This window comes from Propionispora vibrioides (assembly GCF_900110485.1).
In the GTDB taxonomy this organism is placed as follows: domain Bacteria; phylum Bacillota; class Negativicutes; order Propionisporales; family Propionisporaceae; genus Propionispora; species Propionispora vibrioides.
In genome coordinates this window covers 37,631-59,046 of record NZ_FODY01000006.1, presented here as the reverse complement: position 1 = coordinate 59,046, position 21,416 = coordinate 37,631, and the positions used below count along the sequence as shown (strand labels likewise).

Sequence of the window (21,416 nt, the reverse complement as noted above, 5' to 3'; positions counted from 1 at the left end):
TTTGTGAAACTTTAGTTTGGATGGTGAAAAGATGAAGATTACACGAAATGATGTGGAAAAAGTGGCGCTTCTTTCAAGATTGGACATGCCGGAAACTGAACTGGAAACCTTTACCGGCCAGCTCAATGCGATCCTGGAATATGCCGATTCACTGAATAAAGTGGATACGTCGGCTATTCAGCCGACGGCTCATGTGCTGCCTTTGAAAAATGTAATGCGGCCGGATGCGGTAAAAACCTCCCTGCCCCGTGAATTGGCTTTGTCTAATGCGCCGGAGCAAGAGGATGGTTACTTTAAAGTGCCGAAGATTATAGAAGGATAATAGGCTTCCTGCCGGCTGACAGGTAAAGAAGTGGTAAATTTGTTTTTAGGGAGGACTAGTATGGATTTGTTTGCCTATACAGCAAGAGAACTGCATCAGAAACTAATTGACAAAGAAATTACGGCAGTTGAAATTATAAAATCGGTGCATGACCGTATCGATCAAGTAGAAGGCCAGGTTAAGTCATATATAACGCAAACCCGTGAAACTGCTATTGCCCAGGCGGCAGCGGTTGACGCAAAACTGGCCCGTGGGGAAGCCCTTACCCTGTTGAGCGGTATTCCCGGCATCATTAAGGACAACCTGTGCACGAAAGGCGTAAAAACCACCTGTGCTTCGCATATTCTGGAGCGCTTTGTACCGCCCTATGACGCCACCGTTATCGAGAAACTGGCGGCTAATGATTTGGTGATGACCGGTAAGGCCAACATGGATGAGTTCGCCATGGGTGGATCGACGGAAAACTCGGGGTTTTTCCCGACCCGCAATCCCTGGAACCTGGATTGCGTGCCAGGCGGTTCCAGCGGTGGTTCAGCAGCGGCTGTCGCTGCAGGGGAAGCCATCTGGGCGCTTGGTTCGGATACGGGCGGTTCCATCCGCCAGCCGGCCGCCTATTGCGGCGTGGTTGGCTTGAAGCCGACCTATGGCCGGGTATCCCGCTACGGCTTGATCGCTTACGCTTCTTCACTGGATCAGATCGGTCCCATTACGCGGGATGTAACTGACTCTGCCCATGTCATGAATGTCATTGCCGGCTACGATCCGAAGGATTCCACCTCGATTAATGCGCCGGTCCCCGACTATACGAAGTCGCTGGTGAACAATGTGAAGGGACTGAAAATCGGTCTGCCGAAAGAATATTTCGTGGCCGGTATGGACCCGGAAGTGGAAGCGGCTGTACGGAAGGCCATTGAGCAATTGGTGGCCTTGGGCGCCGAGTGCCGGGAAATCTCTATGCCGCATACGGAATATGCTCTGTCGGCCTATTATTTGCTGGCGCCGGCTGAGGCCAGCTCCAATTTAGCCCGGTATGACGGTGTTAGTTTTGGTCACCGGGAGCAGGGCAACGATATTATCGATATGTATAAAAAAACCCGGAGCCATGCCTTTGGCACCGAAGTCAAACGGCGCATTATGCTGGGGACCTATGCCTTAAGTTCAGGTTATTACGATGCGTACTATCTGAAAGCACTAAAAGTCAGAACGCTGGTTAAACAGGACTTTGACAAGGCCTTTGAGCAAGTGGACGTTATTATTACGCCGACAGCTCCGACTACGGCGTTTAAAATTGGTGAAAAGACCAGCGATCCGTTGGCTATGTACCTGCAGGATGTTTGCACCATTCCGGTCAATCTTGCCGGCGTTCCCGGTATTTCCGTGCCGTGCGGCTTTGCCGGCGGTATGCCGGTCGGCCTGCAAATCATTGGCAAGCCGTTGGGAGAAGAGACCATTCTTCGCACCGCGTATACCTTTGAACAAAACAATGACTATCACAAGCGTTCGGCACGGCTGGGGGGTTAGAAAATGGATTATGAAATTGTAATTGGCTTGGAAGTGCATTCCGAACTAAAAACAAAATCGAAGATATTCTGCGGCTGCAGCACGCAGTTCGGTTCGGATCAAAATACCAATGTATGTCCGGTATGCTTGGGGTTGCCCGGTGTACTGCCCGTCATTAATGAAAAAGTGATTGAGTTTGCCATTCGGGCTGGCCTGGCGCTGAACTGCGAGATTTTGCCCTTTAGTAAATTTGACCGTAAAAACTATTACTATCCCGATTTGCCAAAAAATTTCCAGACGTCACAATATGATTTGCCCATTGCCGTAAATGGTTATTTGGATATTGAGGTGGAGGGGCAGACCAAGCGGATTGGCATCACCCGTGTACATATGGAAGAGGATGCTGGCAAGCTGGTGCATTCCGGGACGATCAATAATTCCGACTATGCGCTGGTTGACTACAACCGTACCGGCGTACCGCTGATTGAAATCGTATCGGAGCCGGATATCCGCACTCCGGAGGAAGCCAAGGCCTATTTGGAAAAGCTAAAAGCCATTCTACAATATATTGATGTATCGGACTGCAAGATGGAGGAAGGCAGCCTGCGCTGCGATGCCAATATCTCACTGCGGCCATGCGGTACGGAACCGTTTGGCACTAAGGCTGAGATCAAAAATCTTAACTCCTTCCGTTCGGTACAGCGCGGACTGGAATATGAAGCGGCCCGGCAGGAACAGGTTTTAGAGGAAGGCGGCCGGGTTATTCAGGAAACCCGTTCCTGGGACGAAGCAAAGGGCATTACCCTTTCGATGCGTAGCAAGGAACAGGCTCATGACTATCGCTATTTCCCCGAACCTGATCTGGTGCCCATCATTGTCGATCCGGCCAAGGTGGAAGAAATCCGGCAGAGTTTGCCGGAACTGCCTGATGCCCGGCAGAAACGCTTAATGAACGATTACGGCCTGTCGTCTTATGACGCCAGTGTGATTACCGCCAGCAAGGCGATGGCCGATTATTTTGATGAAACCGTGGCTTGCCAAGCCGATGCCAAATCAGTTGCCAACTGGCTGATGGGGGAAGTGTCGAAGCACTTGAATACGGCAGGACTGGATATTGAAGCTTGCCCGGTTACACCGGCTAAACTGGCCGGAATGATTGCCTTGATTGATAAGGGGACTATTTCCGGCAAAATAGCGAAAACCGTGTTTGAGGATATGTGGTCAAGCGGCAAGGATGCCGATACGGTGGTAAAAGAAAAAGGACTGGTCCAGATTAGTGATGCCAGTGCTATCGTTGCTATTGTTGACTCGGTTATTGTCGCTAATCCCCAGTCGGTAGCCGATTTCAAAGCGGGCAAGGAAAAGGCAATCGGATTTTTGGTTGGTCAGATCATGAAACAGACCAAAGGCCGGGCTAATCCGGAAATGGTAAACAAGCTGCTACGGGAAAGATTATAAAAAAAATAAGGGCAAAGGCGATGAAGCTTTTGCCCTTATTTTTTTTAACATATATCTTTGCAGCGGAAAATATATCTTGGCATTAAAGCATTTGTGACCGTACATAATGGTAGTACATACAGCTTTTCAAAAAGAAGGGAAGATCATGCTGCCGGAAAAAGCGAGCTGGAATATCGGTACAGTGATGGCTGTTCATGTGTTACGCATTGTAACAGGATTGCTGCTGGCGCAGACCGTATATCCCTTTTGGTCTGGTGACTCTGCTTTTTGGATCGAACTGGTCGATAGAATAACAGTGTTGTTTTTGGTGTGGTTGGTTCTGGTTAAAAGCCGGGTGGCTTGGACGGAGATTGGCCTCAGCCTGAATCATGCCGGCAGGAATGGCTTATGGGGGTTGTTGGCTGGAGTGGGGCTGCTGACCGTCAGTATCTATAGTGAAAAATATTATGCCGCCTGGCTGCTCTTGACACCGGCACAGCATCCACTGGCCGTGCAGGCCCAGGCTGCTGCCTCCTGGCAACAATTGCTGTCCCCTTTATTCTTGGCCGGCGTGGCCGCACCGGTGGCGGAAGAGGCGCTATACCGACTGCTGACTTTTCTGCCGCTGCGAGAACGTTGGGGAGTGTGGGGCGGAACGATAGGCAGTGCCGCTATATTTACGCTCATGCATTTTAGTGTGTACTGGTTAGGGGAAATGATGGTGATAGGAATTGGCCTTGCTCTTTTATATTATTGGACAGGATCATTAGTTAGCGCCATAGTGGCCCATGCCTTTGTTAATGCTAGTAAAATATTGCTGCTGTTTTTCGGTGTATTGCCTGTAACGTAAATGAAATTTAGCACAAGGGAGGAGATGCTGTATGCCTCGTTGCTTGCGTTGTGGAAACCGTAAAAGTTTTGTTTCCAGCAAAGTGCTGCCGGCTTCACCCTATAGCAACGGACCACTTTCCGGCTTGATCGGTGATTTTAAAGAAAACGGACTGGAACAGCTTACCAGCATGGGGGCTGTCAAAGCGGTTGTGAATGCGGCCAGCTCCCATCCGAAGGAGTATTTTGATACCTGCTTTTACTGTGGCAGCCAGGAAGTGGCATGGGAAGAGGATTTAGCGGCTGCTGAGGCGAACAATATAGATCAATCAACATATATAGAGCCTACAAATCATGTATAGCAAGTTTAGTCAAGGAGAATGAGGGAGAGGGGATTGGCGTAATGACTAACTGGCAGGAACTACCGGCAGATAAGTTGCACTTTATATGTGATGAAAGGTTGCTTGATTTTGAAACGACCCAGACGGTTTCGCCGCTGGACGTTATGATTGGCCAGACCAGGGCGGTAAAAGCGGTTGAATTCGGGCTATATACTCAAAATTCCGGCTACAATATTTTTATTTCCGGCCTGGTCGGTACGGGAAAGATTACCTATGCTAAGGCGGCCGTGACTAAGCGGGCGGCACAAAAGCAAGAATTGCCGCTTGACTGGTGTTATGTGAATAATTTTCATAATGCGGCGCAGCCCAAAGCACTTTCCCTACCGGCCGGTATGGGCGCTAAATTTCAGCAGGATATGCAAGTGCTCATGGACGAGCTGAAAACTGGTATAGCCAAAGTATTCAGCGGCGATGAGTATGAACAATCCCGCGCCGAGTTGATTAAAACTTTTCAGGATAAACGTACGCTCATTGTGGAAGGGTTTAATAAAAAAGCAGAGGAAATGGGAATACAACCTCAGTGGTCTACGACCGGTTTTGCCGGTCTGCCCATTGTGGATAATAAAGTACTGACCCAGGAGGAATTTCAAAATCTGGATGTCACACAGCGGGAAGAGATTGAGAAAAAGGCGCTGCTGCTGCACGACAAGGCTGCCGAGGTTATTCGTCACCTGCAGGTAGTGGAACGGGAAGTACGGGAAGAACTTAAAAGTTTGGACAGCCGTATCGGTTTGTTTGCGGTTGGGCATTTGATTGATAGTTTAACCGAAAAATATGCGGACTTTACCGAAGTTACGGCCTATCTGGAGGCTGTTAAGAAAGACATTGTTACTCATATTAATGAATTTAAGCCGCACAACGAAGAAGAGCAAAATCCGCTGATGCTGTTTAAGCGGAATATGCAGGAGACGGGAAAAGAAAAGTACAAGGTCAATCTTGTCGTTGATAATGGAGCTAGCCGGGGGGCACCGGTTGTGGTGGAAACAAACCCGACTTACTATAATCTGGTAGGACGGGTCGAATATGAAACCCGCATGGGAATGGTTAGCACCGACTATACCATGATTAAGGCCGGCGCCTTGCATCGGGCCAATGGCGGCTATTTAATTTTAAATATCCGTGATGTACTGACCAATATCGGTGCCTGGGAAGCCTTGAAGCGGGTATTAAAGACTAAAAAGCTGTATATCGAAAATCTGGGGGAGCAATACGGCATGCTGGCCATGGCTTCCTTAAAACCGGAACCCGTACCGGTAGATGTAAAGGTCGTGTTGGTCGGCAGTCCGCAAATCTATTATCTACTGTACAATTATGACGAGGATTTCCGGAAGCTGTTTAAGGTTCATGCCGATTTTGATGTCCAAATGAATAATAATCCGGAGAATATCAAAAGACTGGCTGGATTTATTAGTTCTACGGTAAATCGCAAAGAACTTAAACCTTTTGACCGGGTGGCTGTGGCCAAAGTCATTGAATACTCCTGTCGTCTGGCCCAGAGTCAAAAGAAACTGACTACCCGGTTTAATGAGGTTGTGGAAATTTTGTGTGAGGCCGATGTATGGGCCACGCTGGATAACAGCGAGCTTGTCCGGGCTGAGCATGTTAAACAAGCTATTGAAGAGAAGCGATACCGGTCGAATAAGTACGAAGAACGTTTGCAAGAAATGTTTGCCGACGGGAAATTTTTAATTGATACCGATGAAGAAAAAGTGGGGCAGGTTAACGGTCTGGCCGTTATGGCGGTCGGGGAGTATATGTTTGGTAAACCTTCCCGCATTACCGCCAACACCTATTTGGGTAAAAGCGGCGTAATCAATATTGAACGGGAAACAAAAATGAGCGGCACTAGCCACACCAAGGGTGTTATGATTTTAAGCGGGTATATGGGAGAAAAATTTGCCCAGCGCCAGCCGCTGACGCTGACAGCCAGCCTGACCTTTGAACAAACCTATGACGGTGTAGATGGCGATAGCGCTTCCAGTACCGAATTGTATGCCATCTTATCCAGTCTGTCGGACCTGCCAATCAAACAGTACATCGCTGTGACTGGCTCGGTCAATCAAAAAGGAGAAATTCAACCGATTGGCGGAGCTACTCAGAAAATCGAAGGCTTCTTCGAGGTCTGTAAGATCAAGGGTTTGACCGGTAAACAGGGTGTTATGATCCCCTGGCAGAATGTAGATGACCTTACACTCAACGACGAAGTGGTGGAGGCCGTCCGGCAGGGAAATTTCCATATTTATCCGGTCAAGACTATTGATGAAGGTATCGAAATTTTGACAGGTACTCCGGCCGGGCAGCTTCAGGCAGATGGCACCTATCCGCTCAATACGGTTCATGATTTGGTCGAGAAAAAGCTAAAAGAGTATATGCAAACCTTAATCAAATTGGGAAAAAGTGCGGATAATGAAAAATAAAAAACTTGGCTCGTGCCGAGTCTTGCGGGATGCGGGCAAAGCCTTACTCTGAAATAATGGCCTGGACTTTTGATGTCCGGTCATCAAGAAGGGCGGACAGGTGCCGCCCTTTTTCAAATAAGATAATTGAATTATAAAGGTGATAGTGTGAAAAAGAATATTGCTACTCCGCCGGTAAAAAAAGGCGGTATATACAGTCTGGATGTTGTCAGCCTGGGCCATAGTGGCGAAGGTGTTGGGCGGGTGGAGGACTTTACTGTTTTTGTACCGCAGGCATTGCCGGGAGAGAAAGTTAAGGCAAAAATCATAGAGGTTAAAAAGAATTATGCCAAGGGAGTATTGCTGACCGTTGAAACAGCCTCTCCCCGGCGAACAACTGCAAAATGTCCGATCTATAAGTCCTGTGGCGGCTGTCAACTGCAGCACCTTACCTATGAAGGACAATTGGAAAGTAAACGGCAGACTGTGGTTGATGCGATTACCCGGATTGGAAAGCTGGACGGAGTTCCTGTCCATGCTACTTTAGGGTGTACCAAACCCTGGTATTACCGAAATAAAATGCAGTTTCCCGTAGGTTTGGCAGATGGAGCCGTGGTGGCAGGTTGTTTTGCCCAAGGGACGCATACTATTATTCCTACGACCGAATGCACCATCCAGCACCAGGCGAACAATGTGATTCTGCAGGAAGTGCAAGCCGCCTTACATGAGTTTGGGATTAGCGTTTATGATGAAAATACCGGCACAGGTTTGGTGCGCCATGTATTGGGACGGGTAGGGGTGGCTACCGGCGAAGTGATGGTTGTCTTGGTTACTGCCGCTAAGCACCTGCCTCACAAAGAACAAATCATTGACCGATTGAAAAATCGCATTCCCGGTCTGGTGAGCGTCATTCAAAATGTAAATGGCCGGAAGACCAATGTCATTATGGGCGAGGAGACACAAACACTTTGGGGACGGGATACCATTACCGACCGTCTGGGAGATTGCAGTTTCGCCATTTCGGCCCGTTCTTTCTTTCAGGTGAATACTACACAGGCGGCAGTGCTCTATGAAAAAGCACTGGAGTACGCCGATCTTTCCGGTCAGGAAGTGGTCATTGACGCATACTGTGGGACAGGAACAATCAGCCTGTTTTTGGCGCAAAAGGCCAAGAAAGTATATGGAATAGAGATAGTGGAACCGGCAATTCGTGATGCCCGGCTTAATGCCGAGCGCAATCAAGTGGAGAACGCCGAATTTATCGTTGGTGATGCCGTGGACGTACTGCCGCGCTTGTTTAAAGAAGGCCTGCGACCGGACGTCATTGTCGTCGATCCGCCTCGTGCCGGCTGTGACCGTCAGGTACTGGAGACCTTTGTGAATATGAAACCTCAGCGTATTGTCTATGTATCCTGCAATCCATCCTCCCTCGCCAGGGATTTGGCGGTATTTAACGAGCAAGGATACGAAACCCGGGAAGTTCAGCCAGTGGATATGTTTCCTCAGACTTTTCACGTGGAGTGTTGCGTTTGGCTGAAAAGAAAACACAGCCTTTGAAGCCAGGTGGCGCCTGGTTTCAAGGAAGATGGGGAAATATGGTTTTTGTTTCCGCAGACAAAGTAAGAAAACATTTGTCTAAAAACCAGTTCCCTTGTTATTCGCACTTTGTTAATTACCCAATTAGTGTATAGAAGAGTCAGTACTGCGCAAGTAGTAAGTTTAGAAGAGTTGGTGAAATTTGAGATATAACGAGAGTGGTTGCACCAGTAACGGGACTAATATCAGGAATTGTGGTAATTGAGTCAAGTTACGGAATTCGTAACATCAAAGGACTCTCTTGATAAGCTTACTGCCCTTTCTGAAGGTACGTAATATATACTTTCTATGGAAATAGTTTGTAGTGCGTGTAGGCACGAAGTTTATCAGAAACGTGCCCGCCAATGGCATGGTATTAGATGTGGATGAATTTTTAGAACTGATAAATATTAATTCAAAATTGCGATATATGCTAAATTTTTTGGAAATAGAGCGATTTTTTGTATTAACTTTTAGTATCAGATAAACAATTTGATAAAAACAAATATAATACTGACAGAACTAGTCGGTGTTATATTTGTTTTTATAGTACATTCACGAATTTATTCTTTTGTAAAAGGTCAATTATTAAGTATTAGCAGGTATTTCTTCTTGTTTTTAGAATTATAATAGTGTTTTATAGAGTTAGAAAGCCGGGTATAACAAGACTAGTCATTGCATAGATGCGTGAACAATATAATCCTTCAGATATTTTACAGCTTGCTTCATTTCTAGAATTGTACTTGTGTTACAGGTAAGTAAAAAAACTAATGCGTACGTTATCGGAACGTTGAAATCCGGGGAAACTGTACCATATGTCATTGATAGAACAATCATTGTTTTCGTCCAAAAAGTTTAGTAAAGGATTTATGATAATACGTCGAATGAAAACTAATTTCTATATTAGTTTGTAAAGGGTGTATAAATTATGGGAAGAAAAGAAAGTGTGTATAATACTCTTCATTCACTTTCTCAAAAGATTAGATTAGAAAAATTTAAGGGGAAAGACAGAGTTGGTTTTAATGTCTATGATTTGGAGGCAATTCTAGGTATAGACCGGACAAATATAAGTAGGATTTTAAATACTTTATTTCGGGAAGGATCAGTTATTAAAGTCATTGGTAAACCTGTGTTATTTATCAGTAAGCAAGCAGTAGAAGAATTGTTAAACATGCAGTTAAGTGATAATGTACTGGAAGTTTCTAACCAATGTGAGATTATTGAAAATCATAACAGGGAAGATTATGTGGTTGATTATGAGGAGCCTGACAAAGATGTGTTTCAGGACTTGATTGGGTATGATAAGAGTTTAAAAAAGCAAATAGAGCAAGCAAAAGCTGCAATAACATATCCTCCTTATGGTCTTACCACATTACTTTTAGGGCAAACAGGAGTAGGAAAAACATTATTTGCCAGCATGATGTACAAGTTTGCCGTACATTTAGGCAAAAGACGAGAGAACTCTCAATTTGTGGTGTTTAACTGTGCTGATTATTCCTACAACCCTCAACTTATTGTTGCACAGCTTTTTGGCTATACACAAGGTGCTTTTACGGGAGCAGACCAAGAAAAAAGTGGATTAGTAGAGAAGGCTGATGGTGGTGTTTTATTTCTTGATGAAGTACATCGTTTGCCACCGGAAGCGCAGGAAATGTTATTTTATTTAATGGACCATGGTATATACAGAAGGTTAGGCGAAATTGAAAGTACCCGTAAAGCAAGACCTTTTATTATTGCTGCGACCACAGAAGAACCAAGCTCTAATTTATTGAATACGTTTATGCGTAGAATACCGGTTAGCATTCGTTTGCCGTCATTGGACGCAAGGGGATTGGATGAACGGTTCAGTTTAATTAAGCAAATATTTAAACAAGAAGCCAATGTCATTGATAAAGTGCTCGTATTGTCTTCTCAGGTTATTAAATATTTTTTAACATATGAATGTAAAGGTAATATAGGTCAGTTAAAAGGTGATATAAAGCTTGTTTGTGCCAGAGCGTATATGAGAACTTTAGCTGAAAACGAAAGAAAGCTAATCATTGATAGTAACATTTTGATGGAAAGTTTTGATGAAGATAAAATTAAATTGCGACATTATACAAAACGATTAGGAAATATTTATATTCAGGATCCAACGATTATTAAACCGAGTGAAAAAAGCATAGATTTTGATACTCCGATGGAATTTGAAACAAGTATATATAAATTTATAAAAAATCAATTATATACATATTCGGAAGAGGCTGTGCAAGAGAAGAAAAACGACCCCATTAACATGGTGAAAAATTATTTTGCCAGTTTTCTAGATTATTATAAAGGCAATGAAAAAGATCAAAGAGAAAAATTACTTCATTTTGTAGATGAAAAGATCATTGAAGTAATCAGGAAATTTTTAGAAATTGCCTTGACGAAGTATAAACTGAACATTGACTTTTATTATGTAACACCGCTGACTATGCATATTAATGCGATTATTCAACAACTAAATAGAAATATTAAAATCCAAGGGAAATTATTGGATGAAAAAGATGCTGCTGGTTTAAGCTTATATTTAGAGTTAAGTCAAGAATTAACTGCGCTGCTGGAAAAGGATTTGGGTGTAAATATACCACAAGGAGAGGTTATAGTACTGGCTTTACTTATAAAAAATATAATTGAAGATGAAAAAAAACATGGAACTGTACCGATTTTGGTTATGGCTCATGGCGATGGAGTAGCATCCAGTATAAGTAACGTAGCAAATTATTTAATTGGAAATGTTTGTGTGTATCATATAGATATGCCCTTTGAAGAGAAGTGGGAAATGGTCTTTAATAAAGCGATTGAGCTGTGCAAAAAGATTCATTCTAATGAAGGGATTTTGCTCTTTATTGACATGGGATCATTATATAATATCGGAGTGGAAATCACGAAAGCTACCGGAATACCGATAAAAGTAGTTAGCTATGCTAATACTCTTTTGGTTCTTGAAGCGGCGCAAAAAAGCTATTACGGAAAAATGACGCTAAATGAACTATTTTATGAAATACAAAAAATTAAACGTGATATGTATTATAGTGAAGATCTTCAAGTACTGCAAAATGACAATTTTGATGAAGATGATTTATATATTGTAACAATTTGCATGACCGGTAGCGGTACGGCGGTAAAATTGAAAGAAATGCTGGAAGAGCAATTTTTATTTGGTACAGAAGTAAAAATTAAAGCTATAGATGTAAACACAATTGATAATTTAGAACAAGGAATTGTCGATTTGTGTGAAGGCCATAAACCTTTGGCTGTAATTGGTACTATACGGCCTAAACATTTAAATTCTCATTTCATTTCTTTGGAAGAGGTAATTTTTGGACAGGGATTAGTATGGATTGAAAAATTATTGATGAAATATGGAGTTTTTGCTAAGCGAGTCAAACCATTCAATGAAAAAAGAGGAAATAATTCAAACATTATGGATTTTAATAATGCCGCTATGATATCTGTAATAAAAAATTATTTATATTATTTAGATCCAGGAAAAACATTAGAAAATGTTCTAATAGCAATTGAAAGAATTGAAGATAATTTTAGCGAAGACTTAACCAGAAACACCTGTACGAATTTAATCGTTCATATTTGTTGCATGTTGGAAAGATTGCTGTTCTCTGATAAGAATGAAAAAACTGTTTATGATGAAAAGATTATCCCTCATGCTTCATACTTAAATGACCCAATAAAAGAATTAGGTTATAAATACAAAGTCGAAATTCCTTTTGAAGAGAAAAAAGCTATCCATGAAATTATCCGTTATGGAATGCAAGCTACCAATGATTAGCGTTTTTAATGTTTATCGTACAGCAAAGCAGGTTTATCCTTGCTAATCAAAAAACGCAAAAAACTGTCTAGAATACTGCTTTTGTCACTTCCCACAATCATTAAACCTAGTCATTTATGAGCGATGGATTTTGTGTTCAATTCACTGGCAAACTGCAACGTATGTTCCATTTGTATTAGATTTTTTAACCGGAATTTGATCGTTTATGTTATATTATGTATAATAATTCTAAATGTAAATTTATGTTATTCTTATTGTTGGAGGAAATTATGCTTGCATCGGAACGCAGGGTCTACATAATGAAAAACCTGTACCAAAAGGGCATCATCAATATAAAAGATATTGCCCGTGAATTGAATATTTCTGAGATTACTGTACGTCGTGATTTTGAAAAAATGGAATTGGAGGGAAAATTAAAACGTGTTCAGGGTGGAGCTGCGTTGGAAGAGGCTCTGGAAAACGCGGAACTTACCATGCAGAATAGGCTTTCGGTGCATGTCCCTAAGAAGCGTCTGGTAAGTGAGGCGGCTGCCGATTTAGTACAAGATGGTGATCATGTTTTTGTTGATGCGGGAACAACCATGGCCCCGTTGTTGGATATCCTTCTGTTGAAACCTGTGAAAATTGTAACCTATAATTCACTGATTGTCCGAAACATGCCGAATCCAGTGGCGGAAATGTTTGTCGTTGGAGGGAAATATCTTCCTCATTATAGTATGTTTGTCGGGGCGTCGGCACAGGACATGCTAAAGCAGTTCCGCTTTAACATTGCATTTTTAGGATGTTCCGGTGTTGACGTTGAAGAAGGAGTAGTATATACAACCGAGATGGAAAGTCTTTTGATGAAAAAAATAGCTTTAGAGAGAGCGGAGAAACAGTATCTTCTGCTTGATGATAGTAAATTGGAAAAGCACGGATTTCTGAAGTTTACGGATTTATCAGGTTTTACAGGTATTATATGTAACCGAATAGATAACAAGCCATATATTGAAAAAGTTATGTGGGTATAGAGCCCGGATGAGATAAGCTATGGACAATAATCATAATCCATAGCTTATTTTTTTTTAAATTAATATTGTATCTATTGAATTATAATGATACAATATGATCATAAAAGATAATTTTTGATAATTTATGTAATGAAAGGGGATTGATATTAATGAAGACAACTGATCCAAAGAAAAGAGCGATTCTTGAATCTCTAAAGGGTGGTCTGATTGTGTCTTGTCAAGTTCAACATGATGAGCCAATTTTTACAGATGACATAGTCGTAAAAATGGCAGAAGCAGCTCAATGGGCTGGTGCAGTAGGTATCCGGGCAAACATGCCGGAGCAGATCCGTGCTATTAAATCCAAGGTTAAATTGCCATTAATTGGTCTTTGGAAAATCTGGCACAATGATACGGATGTTTTTATAACCCCTACTTTAGAGGCGGCCAAAGCGGTATGGGATGCCGGCGCAGAGATCATTGCACTGGATTGTACCGAGCAAACTACCCATGAGAAGACAAAAGCTTACGAACTTCTCCCGATAGTAAAAAAAGAAATTCCTGAGGCTATAATTTTTGCTGATGTTTCTACCTCTGACGAAGCAAGGCGTGCTATTGAACTTGGGGCGGATATCATAGCTCCGACATTGTACGGTTATACTGCACAAACCAAACATATTGAACAGCCCGATATGCGCGATTTTGCTAAAATGTGCCGTGAATTTGGTGATCAGGCTTATGTGATGATGGAAGGCCATGTGTACACGCCGGAAGATGCGATGAAGTGCATTTTTCTTGGAGCTCACTCGGTGGTAGTTGGCAGTGCAATTACACGGCCCCATTTGATTGCCAAGCGATTTGTTGACCTTCTAACAGGTTACCAAAACAATTGGCGCGATGCAGAACGCAGCAGCCACTAATGCTTATATATACGAATTTAATAAGCAGACTATATTTATTCTGAAGAGAGGAAGATCGGTATGGCAAAACTGAATGTCGAGGTAACCCAAAATGCCGAGATTAGTAAAAAGATCCCTTGTGAAAAGCCTGTTTTAGTTCAATTGGCCATTATGGAGCAATATACTGAGACACATCGTAAGTCTGCTAATCTTTCCAAAGAAATGAGAGAGGTCGAGTGCCTCAAGGTTCTTTACCCCACGCTTTTTCGTGAGATTGAAGATGGCGACCTGTTCATAGGCCGGACTGATTTCCTGCCTATTGGTTTTGGTTGCGTAACCTCCGTGGGCGGTGTCGGACATTACTGTGTATTCAGCAAGCTCAGAAAGTTTCAAAAAGAACTGCCTGATGCAGAAAAACCAAGGGTAGACGCTCTGTATAATTATTGGCTTGACCATGACACTAAAACCCTGTATTGCAAGGATGTATTAACTGATACGACAGTCGGTGCTTTTATTGATTGTGAATATCCGATGATCGCCACGGCCCGTTTATCCGGTATGATGCTGGATTACCGGAAATTGATGGATCTTGGCATTGACGGATTGCGTAAGGAAATCAAGCAATGCATGGTGAAAAGCCCGGAAAACACCTTTTATCAGGCGCTGTTGTCTTGCCTTGATCTTTTTGTAGTTAGTGCGGTGTATTTGCAAAAAATGGCTGAACGCCACATGTCAAATGCTTCGTCTAAGCGGCAAAAAGAACTGAAACGGATTATTGACAGCCTGGAAGTGGTGAAGACAGACAAGCCCCATAATTTTCATCAGGCATTGCAATTGTTCTGGCTGTTTGCGCTGCTGGCCGGTGTTATTAATTACGGACGGATGGACGATGTTCTTGGTCCTTATCTGGCCAAAGACCTGGAAGAAGGCCGGATGAACGAACAGGAAGCGTATGATTGCATTAAGTCCCTGTGGACCATGATCGAGAATCGCCGTACAACGGTTAACGGCCGGATCATTGTTGGTGGCCGTGGTCGGCGCAATCCAAAAGAAGCAGACGTTTTTCTACGCATTGCAATGAAAGTGGCTTATGATTGCCGGTATGTGGAGCCTCAATTTACCCTTCGTTTTGACAAAAACACGCCGGAAGACATTATAGATATGGCCTTGGATTGCCTAGGGGTTGGCGCTACCTATCCGACTTTATACAATGATGATGTCAATATTCCTGCCGTTCAGTTCGGTATGCGCGTTGATGAGCAAACTGCGGAACAGTATGTGCCGTTTGGTTGTACCGAATTCGTTATTCAGGGGCAGAGCACCGGTACGCCCAATGTTTGTTTAAACCTGTTGAAACTGCTGACCATCACGTTAAACGAGGGGATTGATCCCATGGATGGCCAGTACAAGGCGGGACAGGTGGTTATCCCGCCGGTAAGCGAGTTTACAACCTTTGAAGCTCTGTACCAGTGTTATAAGCGCCTGCTGGATTATTATATTGAGCTGTCCATTAAAGCGCAGATGCATTCCTATAAGGTAATGAACGACCAGGTTTCCTTCCTGTTTACCAGCATGCTGATGGATGATTGTATTGATCGAGGTAAGGCGTTGCTGGATGGCGGTGTTCGTTATCTTGGTGGGACGAATGAAACTTATGGCAACATCAATACGTCTGACTCTTTAGTGGCTATTAAGCACTTGGTTTACGATACTGGCAAATATACTTTGGAGCAGATTGTCAAGGCAACACGGGCGAATTTTGCGGGTTACGAAAATATCCGCAAGGATTGTCTAGCCTGTGATAAATATGGCAATGATCTTGATACGGCAGATGATTTGGCGGTGGATCTTTATAACCATGTCGCCATGGGAGTGCGCGACAGTGGGATTAAGGCCGGTATGCAATATTATCTGATTGTAATCAGCAACAACCAGGTCAATACGGAATGGGGCCGCCGTACCGCCGCATCTCCAGATGGCCGGTTGACCGGAATGTATATGAATCCGGCCAACAACCCCCAGGGTGGCGCTGATAAAAACGGACCTACGGCTATGCTGAATTCCCTGGCGAAATTCGATCCCAAATATCATGGCGGTTCGGTGCAGAATATCAAGTTCACCCGAAGAATGTTTAAGGAAAATCGACAGGTTATCAAAGCTCTGTTCAAAACCTATTTTGAAAAAGGCGGTTGTCATTTGATGGTGACGGTTCTTGATAAGGGGGTTTTGGAAGACGCTGTAAAACGTCCCGAACTGTATCCCAACCTTCTTGTCCGTGTCAGTGGATTTTCGGCGGTGTTTGTTAATTTGGCACCGGATATCCAGCAAGAGGTAATGAGTCGTGTACTATATGATTAATAGCGAGTGATGTAATTGAGTAGTCAATTGGTGCGTGTATTTGATATAGAACGGTTTGCCATTCATGATGGCTCCGGTATCCGTACGGTAGTATTTTTGCAAGGCTGTCCATTGCGTTGTCCATGGTGTGCCAATCCGGAATCCTGGCACATTGAGACCAGGTTGATGTACATTAAATCTAAATGCGTGGCATGTGGCCGGTGTGCGTCGGTTTGCCCTGTTGACGCAATCAAGCTTTCGGATAATCGGTTAAACATTGACCGGAGGGCATGTACTACATGCGGTGCATGCGTCGAAGTCTGTCCCCATAACGCACTTTATCTCGCCGGCAAGGTTATGACTACTTCTGAGATTCTGCGTATTGTTATGCGGGATCATGATTACTACCGTAACTCCGGAGGAGGCATAACATTATCCGGTGGCGAGCCTTTTTTTCAGTTTCAAGGTGCATTGGCTCTTTTGCGAGAGAGTAAAGAGGCAGGGTTGCACACAGCGGTTGAGACGACGGGGCAGGTTAATCCTTTGCAATTTTGCCAAGCGATTCCCCTTGTTGATCAGTTCTTATTCGACCTCAAGCATTGCGATCCGGTCATACTAAAAGAATTTACCGGCGGCGATTTAAGTCTGATAAAGCAGAATCTGCAGGCTGCAGCCGAGCAGAAGGCGGAAATGATTATATTGCGTGTTCCGGTGGTCCCCGGTTTTAACAATAATCAGGATACTATTGACGGGATATATAAAATAGCGTTGGAGAATAACATATCCACCGTTCATCTTTTACCTTATCATACATTAGGTAAGAGTAAGTTTGCCCAACTTGGTTTGGAGTATCCTTATAAGGATGAGCTTCCCATGTTAAAAAATGAAGAACTGGTTCCCTTCTGTGAAATTGGAAAGGCGAAAGGTTTAGCTGTGAGAATCGGTGGATAGGGAATTTGCGTTGAGAGAAGGAGCCGCTTGCGGTTCTTTTTTTTTGAAAATGATAAAAAGGAGGTATTACTTATGTATAAACCTGTAAAACTGTTACCGGCGTATAAAGATTATCTTTGGGGTGGGACTAAGCTAGGAACGCAATATGGTAAACAAAGTGAAAAGGATATTATCGCAGAAAGCTGGGAGTTATCTATACATGAAGATGGACAATCTTCTATTGCCAGCGGCTCTTATTCCGGCTATACATTAGAGGCTTATATAAAGGAAGTAGGAGTAGGATGTCTTGGACTAAAAGCCAAGTGCTTTGGTAATAAACTTCCTATTTTAATTAAGTTCATTGATGCAAAAGACACACTTTCCATTCAGGTACATCCTGATAATGCTTATGCGAGAGCAAACGAGGGTGATAGCGGAAAAACAGAAATGTGGGTAATCCTTGAGCATGAGCCTGGAGCATGTTTATATGTGGGCGTTAATCAAATGGTGACTAAAGAGGAACTAAGAACCGCAATTCAGAGAGGCGAAATAGATACAGTGCTGAGAAAACTTCCTGTACACAAAGGGGATGTATTTTTTATCCCAGCGGGCAAAATTCATGCTATTGGCAAAGGAATTGTAATTTGCGAAATACAACAATGCTCAAATATAACCTATAGACTATATGATTTTGATCGTTTGGATGTCAATGGTAATAAGCGGTCGTTACACCTCCAAAAAGCACTGGATGTTGCCGATGTAGAACCCGGAATACTGAATACTGATCCAGAACTGACTTTATCTACAACATCTGAGGCTGTTATTCAGTTGCTGCGTTCATGTCGTTATTTTAATACCTATCGCTATCGTGTCGATAGTACAGTGCGATTTTGCAGTAGCCAGGAAAGCTTTATAGCTTTGATCTGCTTGGACGGTAAGGCTGAATTACGCGGCACTTCGGGAACATTAAATTTTCAGAAAGGCGAAACCATCTTTATTCCTGCTCAAGATGATGCATTTACAGTAACTGGTCATTGTGAGTTTTTGGCAGTAACTCTCTAGTGTGTTTGTTAAATAATAGATCAGTCAAATGGCCACTCCTGTTAATCTACCATCATCACGATGTAACATGACAATATATAACAAAAATAAAAACTGGTCCCCGTATGAGCTGGAGCAATTTTTATTATAAAATAAAATATGTAAAGGAGGTTGCGTAGCGAAATGGAAAGTATTATTTTTGATATGGATGGAACGTTGCTTGATACAGAACGAGCGTCCTTTATCTCCTGGAAAAAAGTGATGGGCGAATTTGGATATAGCATGGAAGCGGACATATACAATCAGTTAGCCGGGAGAAAGCCTACCATGGTTAATGACATGCTTGTTAAACTATATGGCGAGGATTTTCCAATAGCGACAATTCGGGAGCATAAAGATGCTGTTATGTTTAGGTCAATACGTGAGAATGGCGTGTCAGTCAAACCCGGAGCATATGAATTGCTGGATTTTTTGGATAAACAGGGTTGTAAACTAGCGTTGGCAACTTCTTCGAATCGAAAAAAAGCGATTTATTTATTAGAGATGGCGGGCTTAAGGACGAAATTTCAGGTGATAGTTTGTGGCGATGATGTAACAAATTCAAAGCCGGATCCTGAAATATTCTTAAAGGCAGCAGAAGAACTCAAGGCCGATCCAGTGAAATGCCTTGTTTTGGAAGATTCTCAAGCTGGCATAGAGGCGGCTTATCGTGGCGGAATGATGGGGATTCATGTACCGGATTTGAAAGAACCGGACGCTGAAATAAAGAAATTTGCCTATAAGTTATGTGCGAATTTATTTGAAGTAAAGGAGTATCTAGGCGGGTTCTTCTAGAACGTATGTTTATGGTCATAAAAATTAATTTGTAAATAAACAAGAGGTGGCAAACTATGTTAGTTAAGCTTGAGACACAGAAGGTAATTGCCTGTATTAAAAGTTTGGGTGCTGAACTGTGCAGTCTGCAATTGAAACAAAATGGAACTGAATATATATGGCAGGCTGATCCGGGTTATTGGGGCAGGCATGCTCCTGTGTTATTTCCTATTGTGGGACAATTAATCAATAACCAATATGAACTTGACGGTCAGACCTATCAATTGTCCCAGCATGGCTTTGCCCGAGACATGGAATTTGAAATTGTTTTACAAAATTCGCAAAAGGCTGTTTTTAGGCTGCTTTTTAACAGCAAAACATTGGAAAAATATCCGGGTAAATTCGAGCTTTTCATTATCTACACATTACAAGATGATGTATTGTCCATAGAATATAAAGTAATTAACCAAGATGATAAAACCATTTATTTTTCGATTGGTGCTCATCCTGCCTTTCGGTGTCCGCTAGGTGCCGGAGAACGGTGGGAGGATTATTATCTGAAGTTTTCGGCGCAGGAGACAACAGTCCGCTATCTTTTACATAAGGGACTGTTGTCGGGTGAGTGCGAAGAAATTTTGCAGGATAGTGATACTCTTCCCCTGACGGCAGAGCTGTTTAGACAAGACGCAATTATTCTAAAAAATTTAAAATCCAAGTCAGTTGCGTTAAAAAGTCAAAAGTCTGATAAGGTCATACAAATAGACTTTGCGAGGTTTCCCTACCTGGGAATATGGTCAAGACCCAATGGAGGAGCTCCTTTTATTTGCATTGAACCTTGGTATGGAGTTTCCGACAATAGGAATGAGAGAAAGATATTTAAAGATAAAGAAGGAATGCAAAGGCTGGAGATGGGAGAAGAATTTTGCTGTCAATATAGTATAAAGATTAGTTAATAGGAGTGAGTACGGTGTGGCCAAAGAAGACATGCAAAAGTTCTTTGGCCATATTTTTTTGTGCCTGTTAGGGGGAAGTGTATAATAGGCTTTGCCTTTCAACTTAGTACGCTTGTACCGGATGCAATCTGTGTCATGTGTGTGACATGTGCGGTTTGGCTTGGGTTAAATGTGTAGTCTTAAACCATAGAGAATATAAGGTTTTTTTTGATAAGTCATATGGCATGGTAATTGCATAATAAATGAGTGTACGATCTTAAAATGTGGGGATAGAAAGGAGAATAAGTCTTGGTACAGGTTGTTTTAGTGAGCCATGGTCCTTTAGCTGAGGCTCTTGTTAGTTCAGCTAAGATGATTTTGCGATGTGATATGGAAGGGGTGCATGCTGTTTGTCTTACCGATGACGGAATTGAGACATTTGAAAAAAGAATTAAGGCGATTGCAGAGCAGATACAAAAGGAAGAGATCATCCTATTGGCCGATATAAAAGGCGGAAGTCCTTTTAATGCAAGTCTTTCTGTTTTTAGGAATTGTAAATTTAAAGTGGTAACGGGGATGAATCTCAGCGTGGTAATTGAAGCATTAATGAATAGAGAGTGTTTGAGCCTAAATGAAATTGCCGATACCGCTATGAAAAATGGTAAGGAATCTATTGAAAAAATTTCATTAGATAGCTTATTAGGAAAGTAAAGGAGGTGAGAAAATGATTGTATTTTGCAGAGTCGATGATCGAATGATTCACGGTCAGGTTCAAACAACCTGGATTCCAAGCATGGGATGCAAACGGGTAATTATTGTTGATGACAAGGTTGCCAAAGATATGTTTACCTTAGAAATTCTGAAAATGGCCACACCGCGGGGCGTTACCTTGAATATTTGCACAGTCGAAGAAGGAACCAAAAAGATTAATGAAGCTGTAAATACCGATGAAAAGGTCATGCTTATTTTCAAAACACCCGAAACCGTAAGAAAACTATGTGAAAATGGAGTTACTCTGGGTGAATTGAATATCGGTCCCATGAGTGCCAAACCGGGAGCAAAAATGGTAGCAAAGAATGCTTATTTACTAAATGAAGAATGGGAGGCTCTTCGCTATTTGGATAGTCAAGGGTTACACATTTATTTCCAATTGGTGCCTGACGGTGAAAAAGTTTTGTTTAAAAACATAAAAGGAATATAAGGGA

General features: G+C 42.7%; 17 protein-coding genes. All 17 read left to right on the top strand.

Annotation, left to right across the window (positions count from 1 at the left end):
• The first annotated feature begins 31 nt into the window (after nucleotides 1-31).
• The 17 genes from gatC (at nucleotide 32) to BMW43_RS06840 (ending at nucleotide 21,412) form a co-directional block, all read left to right on the top strand.
• A complete protein-coding gene (gene gatC / locus BMW43_RS06920; protein ID WP_091745138.1) occupies nucleotides 32-322 on the top strand; it encodes an Asp-tRNA(Asn)/Glu-tRNA(Gln) amidotransferase subunit GatC in 291 nt (96 codons plus the stop codon).
• 60 nt (nucleotides 323-382) lie between these two features.
• The gene (gatA, locus tag BMW43_RS06915) at nucleotides 383-1,843 is read left to right on the top strand and encodes an Asp-tRNA(Asn)/Glu-tRNA(Gln) amidotransferase subunit GatA (RefSeq protein WP_091745136.1); all 1,461 of its coding nucleotides are present in this window, start codon (nucleotides 383-385) and stop codon (nucleotides 1,841-1,843) included.
• Between the two features lie 3 nt (nucleotides 1,844-1,846).
• The gene (gene gatB / locus BMW43_RS06910; protein ID WP_091745134.1) at nucleotides 1,847-3,280 is read left to right on the top strand and encodes an Asp-tRNA(Asn)/Glu-tRNA(Gln) amidotransferase subunit GatB; all 1,434 of its coding nucleotides are present in this window, start codon (nucleotides 1,847-1,849) and stop codon (nucleotides 3,278-3,280) included.
• 106 nt (nucleotides 3,281-3,386) lie between these two features.
• Complete coding sequence (locus BMW43_RS06905) at nucleotides 3,387-4,109, top strand: CPBP family intramembrane glutamic endopeptidase (RefSeq protein WP_245732254.1); 723 nt, start codon at nucleotides 3,387-3,389, stop codon at nucleotides 4,107-4,109.
• Between the two features lie 31 nt (nucleotides 4,110-4,140).
• Entirely contained in the window at nucleotides 4,141-4,449 is a 309-nt protein-coding gene (locus BMW43_RS06900; protein WP_177173491.1) for a hypothetical protein, read from the top strand.
• A gap of 41 nt (nucleotides 4,450-4,490) precedes the next feature.
• Nucleotides 4,491-6,905, top strand: coding sequence for a Lon protease family protein (locus BMW43_RS06895; RefSeq protein WP_091745130.1), 2,415 nt, complete (start codon nucleotides 4,491-4,493; stop codon nucleotides 6,903-6,905).
• A 147-nt stretch (nucleotides 6,906-7,052) separates the two neighbouring features.
• Nucleotides 7,053-8,441, top strand: a complete 1,389-nt coding sequence (rlmD, locus tag BMW43_RS06890; RefSeq protein ID WP_091745330.1) for a 23S rRNA (uracil(1939)-C(5))-methyltransferase RlmD — start codon at nucleotides 7,053-7,055, stop codon at nucleotides 8,439-8,441.
• A 946-nt stretch (nucleotides 8,442-9,387) separates the two neighbouring features.
• Nucleotides 9,388-12,270 carry a sigma-54-dependent transcriptional regulator gene (locus tag BMW43_RS06885; protein WP_091745128.1) on the top strand — a complete coding sequence of 961 codons (2,883 nt, stop codon included), beginning with the start codon at nucleotides 9,388-9,390 and terminating at the stop codon, nucleotides 12,268-12,270.
• 269 nt (nucleotides 12,271-12,539) lie between these two features.
• Nucleotides 12,540-13,280: a DeoR/GlpR family DNA-binding transcription regulator gene (locus tag BMW43_RS06880; RefSeq protein WP_177173490.1), complete on the top strand. Its 741-nt coding sequence runs from the start codon at nucleotides 12,540-12,542 to the stop codon at nucleotides 13,278-13,280.
• 149 nt (nucleotides 13,281-13,429) lie between these two features.
• Nucleotides 13,430-14,179, top strand: coding sequence for an N-acetylmannosamine-6-phosphate 2-epimerase (locus BMW43_RS06875; protein ID WP_091745124.1), 750 nt, complete (start codon nucleotides 13,430-13,432; stop codon nucleotides 14,177-14,179).
• Nucleotides 14,180-14,239: 60 nt separating this feature from the next.
• The gene (locus BMW43_RS06870; protein WP_091745122.1) at nucleotides 14,240-16,516 is read left to right on the top strand and encodes a pyruvate formate lyase family protein; all 2,277 of its coding nucleotides are present in this window, start codon (nucleotides 14,240-14,242) and stop codon (nucleotides 16,514-16,516) included.
• A 30-nt stretch (nucleotides 16,517-16,546) separates the two neighbouring features.
• The gene (locus BMW43_RS06865) at nucleotides 16,547-17,446 is read left to right on the top strand and encodes a glycyl-radical enzyme activating protein (RefSeq protein WP_245732264.1); all 900 of its coding nucleotides are present in this window, start codon (nucleotides 16,547-16,549) and stop codon (nucleotides 17,444-17,446) included.
• Nucleotides 17,447-17,518: 72 nt separating this feature from the next.
• Nucleotides 17,519-18,487: a type I phosphomannose isomerase catalytic subunit gene (locus tag BMW43_RS06860; RefSeq protein ID WP_091745118.1), complete on the top strand. Its 969-nt coding sequence runs from the start codon at nucleotides 17,519-17,521 to the stop codon at nucleotides 18,485-18,487.
• 162 nt (nucleotides 18,488-18,649) lie between these two features.
• Nucleotides 18,650-19,300 (top strand): HAD family hydrolase, encoded by a 651-nt coding sequence (locus tag BMW43_RS06855; RefSeq protein ID WP_091745116.1) that lies wholly within the window; start codon nucleotides 18,650-18,652, stop codon nucleotides 19,298-19,300.
• Nucleotides 19,301-19,356: 56 nt separating this feature from the next.
• The gene (locus BMW43_RS06850) at nucleotides 19,357-20,232 is read left to right on the top strand and encodes an aldose 1-epimerase family protein (RefSeq protein WP_091745114.1); all 876 of its coding nucleotides are present in this window, start codon (nucleotides 19,357-19,359) and stop codon (nucleotides 20,230-20,232) included.
• Between the two features lie 288 nt (nucleotides 20,233-20,520).
• On the top strand, nucleotides 20,521-20,922 hold the full coding sequence (locus BMW43_RS06845; RefSeq protein ID WP_091745112.1) for a PTS sugar transporter subunit IIA: 402 nt from the start codon (nucleotides 20,521-20,523) through the stop codon (nucleotides 20,920-20,922).
• Nucleotides 20,923-20,935: 13 nt separating this feature from the next.
• Complete coding sequence (locus BMW43_RS06840) at nucleotides 20,936-21,412, top strand: PTS sugar transporter subunit IIB (RefSeq protein WP_091745110.1); 477 nt, start codon at nucleotides 20,936-20,938, stop codon at nucleotides 21,410-21,412.
• Nucleotides 21,413-21,416 lie beyond the last annotated feature (4 nt).

Excerpts from the sequence above, each read along its gene's own strand:
- BMW43_RS06895 (WP_091745130.1), top strand. The coding sequence starts at position 4,491 with ATGACTAACTGGCAGGAACTACCGGCAGATAAGTTGCACTTTATATGT.
- gatB (WP_091745134.1), top strand. The coding sequence starts at position 1,847 with ATGGATTATGAAATTGTAATTGGCTTGGAAGTGCATTCCGAACTAAAA.
- BMW43_RS06905 (WP_245732254.1), top strand. The coding sequence starts at position 3,387 with ATGGTAGTACATACAGCTTTTCAAAAAGAAGGGAAGATCATGCTGCCG.
- BMW43_RS06885 (WP_091745128.1), top strand. The coding sequence starts at position 9,388 with ATGGGAAGAAAAGAAAGTGTGTATAATACTCTTCATTCACTTTCTCAA.
- BMW43_RS06850 (WP_091745114.1), top strand. The coding sequence starts at position 19,357 with ATGTTAGTTAAGCTTGAGACACAGAAGGTAATTGCCTGTATTAAAAGT.
- gatC (WP_091745138.1), top strand. The coding sequence starts at position 32 with ATGAAGATTACACGAAATGATGTGGAAAAAGTGGCGCTTCTTTCAAGA.
- BMW43_RS06875 (WP_091745124.1), top strand. The coding sequence starts at position 13,430 with ATGAAGACAACTGATCCAAAGAAAAGAGCGATTCTTGAATCTCTAAAG.
- BMW43_RS06880 (WP_177173490.1), top strand. The coding sequence starts at position 12,540 with ATGCTTGCATCGGAACGCAGGGTCTACATAATGAAAAACCTGTACCAA.
- BMW43_RS06840 (WP_091745110.1), top strand. The coding sequence starts at position 20,936 with ATGATTGTATTTTGCAGAGTCGATGATCGAATGATTCACGGTCAGGTT.
- BMW43_RS06870 (WP_091745122.1), top strand. The coding sequence starts at position 14,240 with ATGGCAAAACTGAATGTCGAGGTAACCCAAAATGCCGAGATTAGTAAA.
- BMW43_RS06855 (WP_091745116.1), top strand. The coding sequence starts at position 18,650 with ATGGAAAGTATTATTTTTGATATGGATGGAACGTTGCTTGATACAGAA.
- BMW43_RS06860 (WP_091745118.1), top strand. The coding sequence starts at position 17,519 with ATGTATAAACCTGTAAAACTGTTACCGGCGTATAAAGATTATCTTTGG.
- BMW43_RS06900 (WP_177173491.1), top strand. The coding sequence starts at position 4,141 with ATGCCTCGTTGCTTGCGTTGTGGAAACCGTAAAAGTTTTGTTTCCAGC.
- gatA (WP_091745136.1), top strand. The coding sequence starts at position 383 with ATGGATTTGTTTGCCTATACAGCAAGAGAACTGCATCAGAAACTAATT.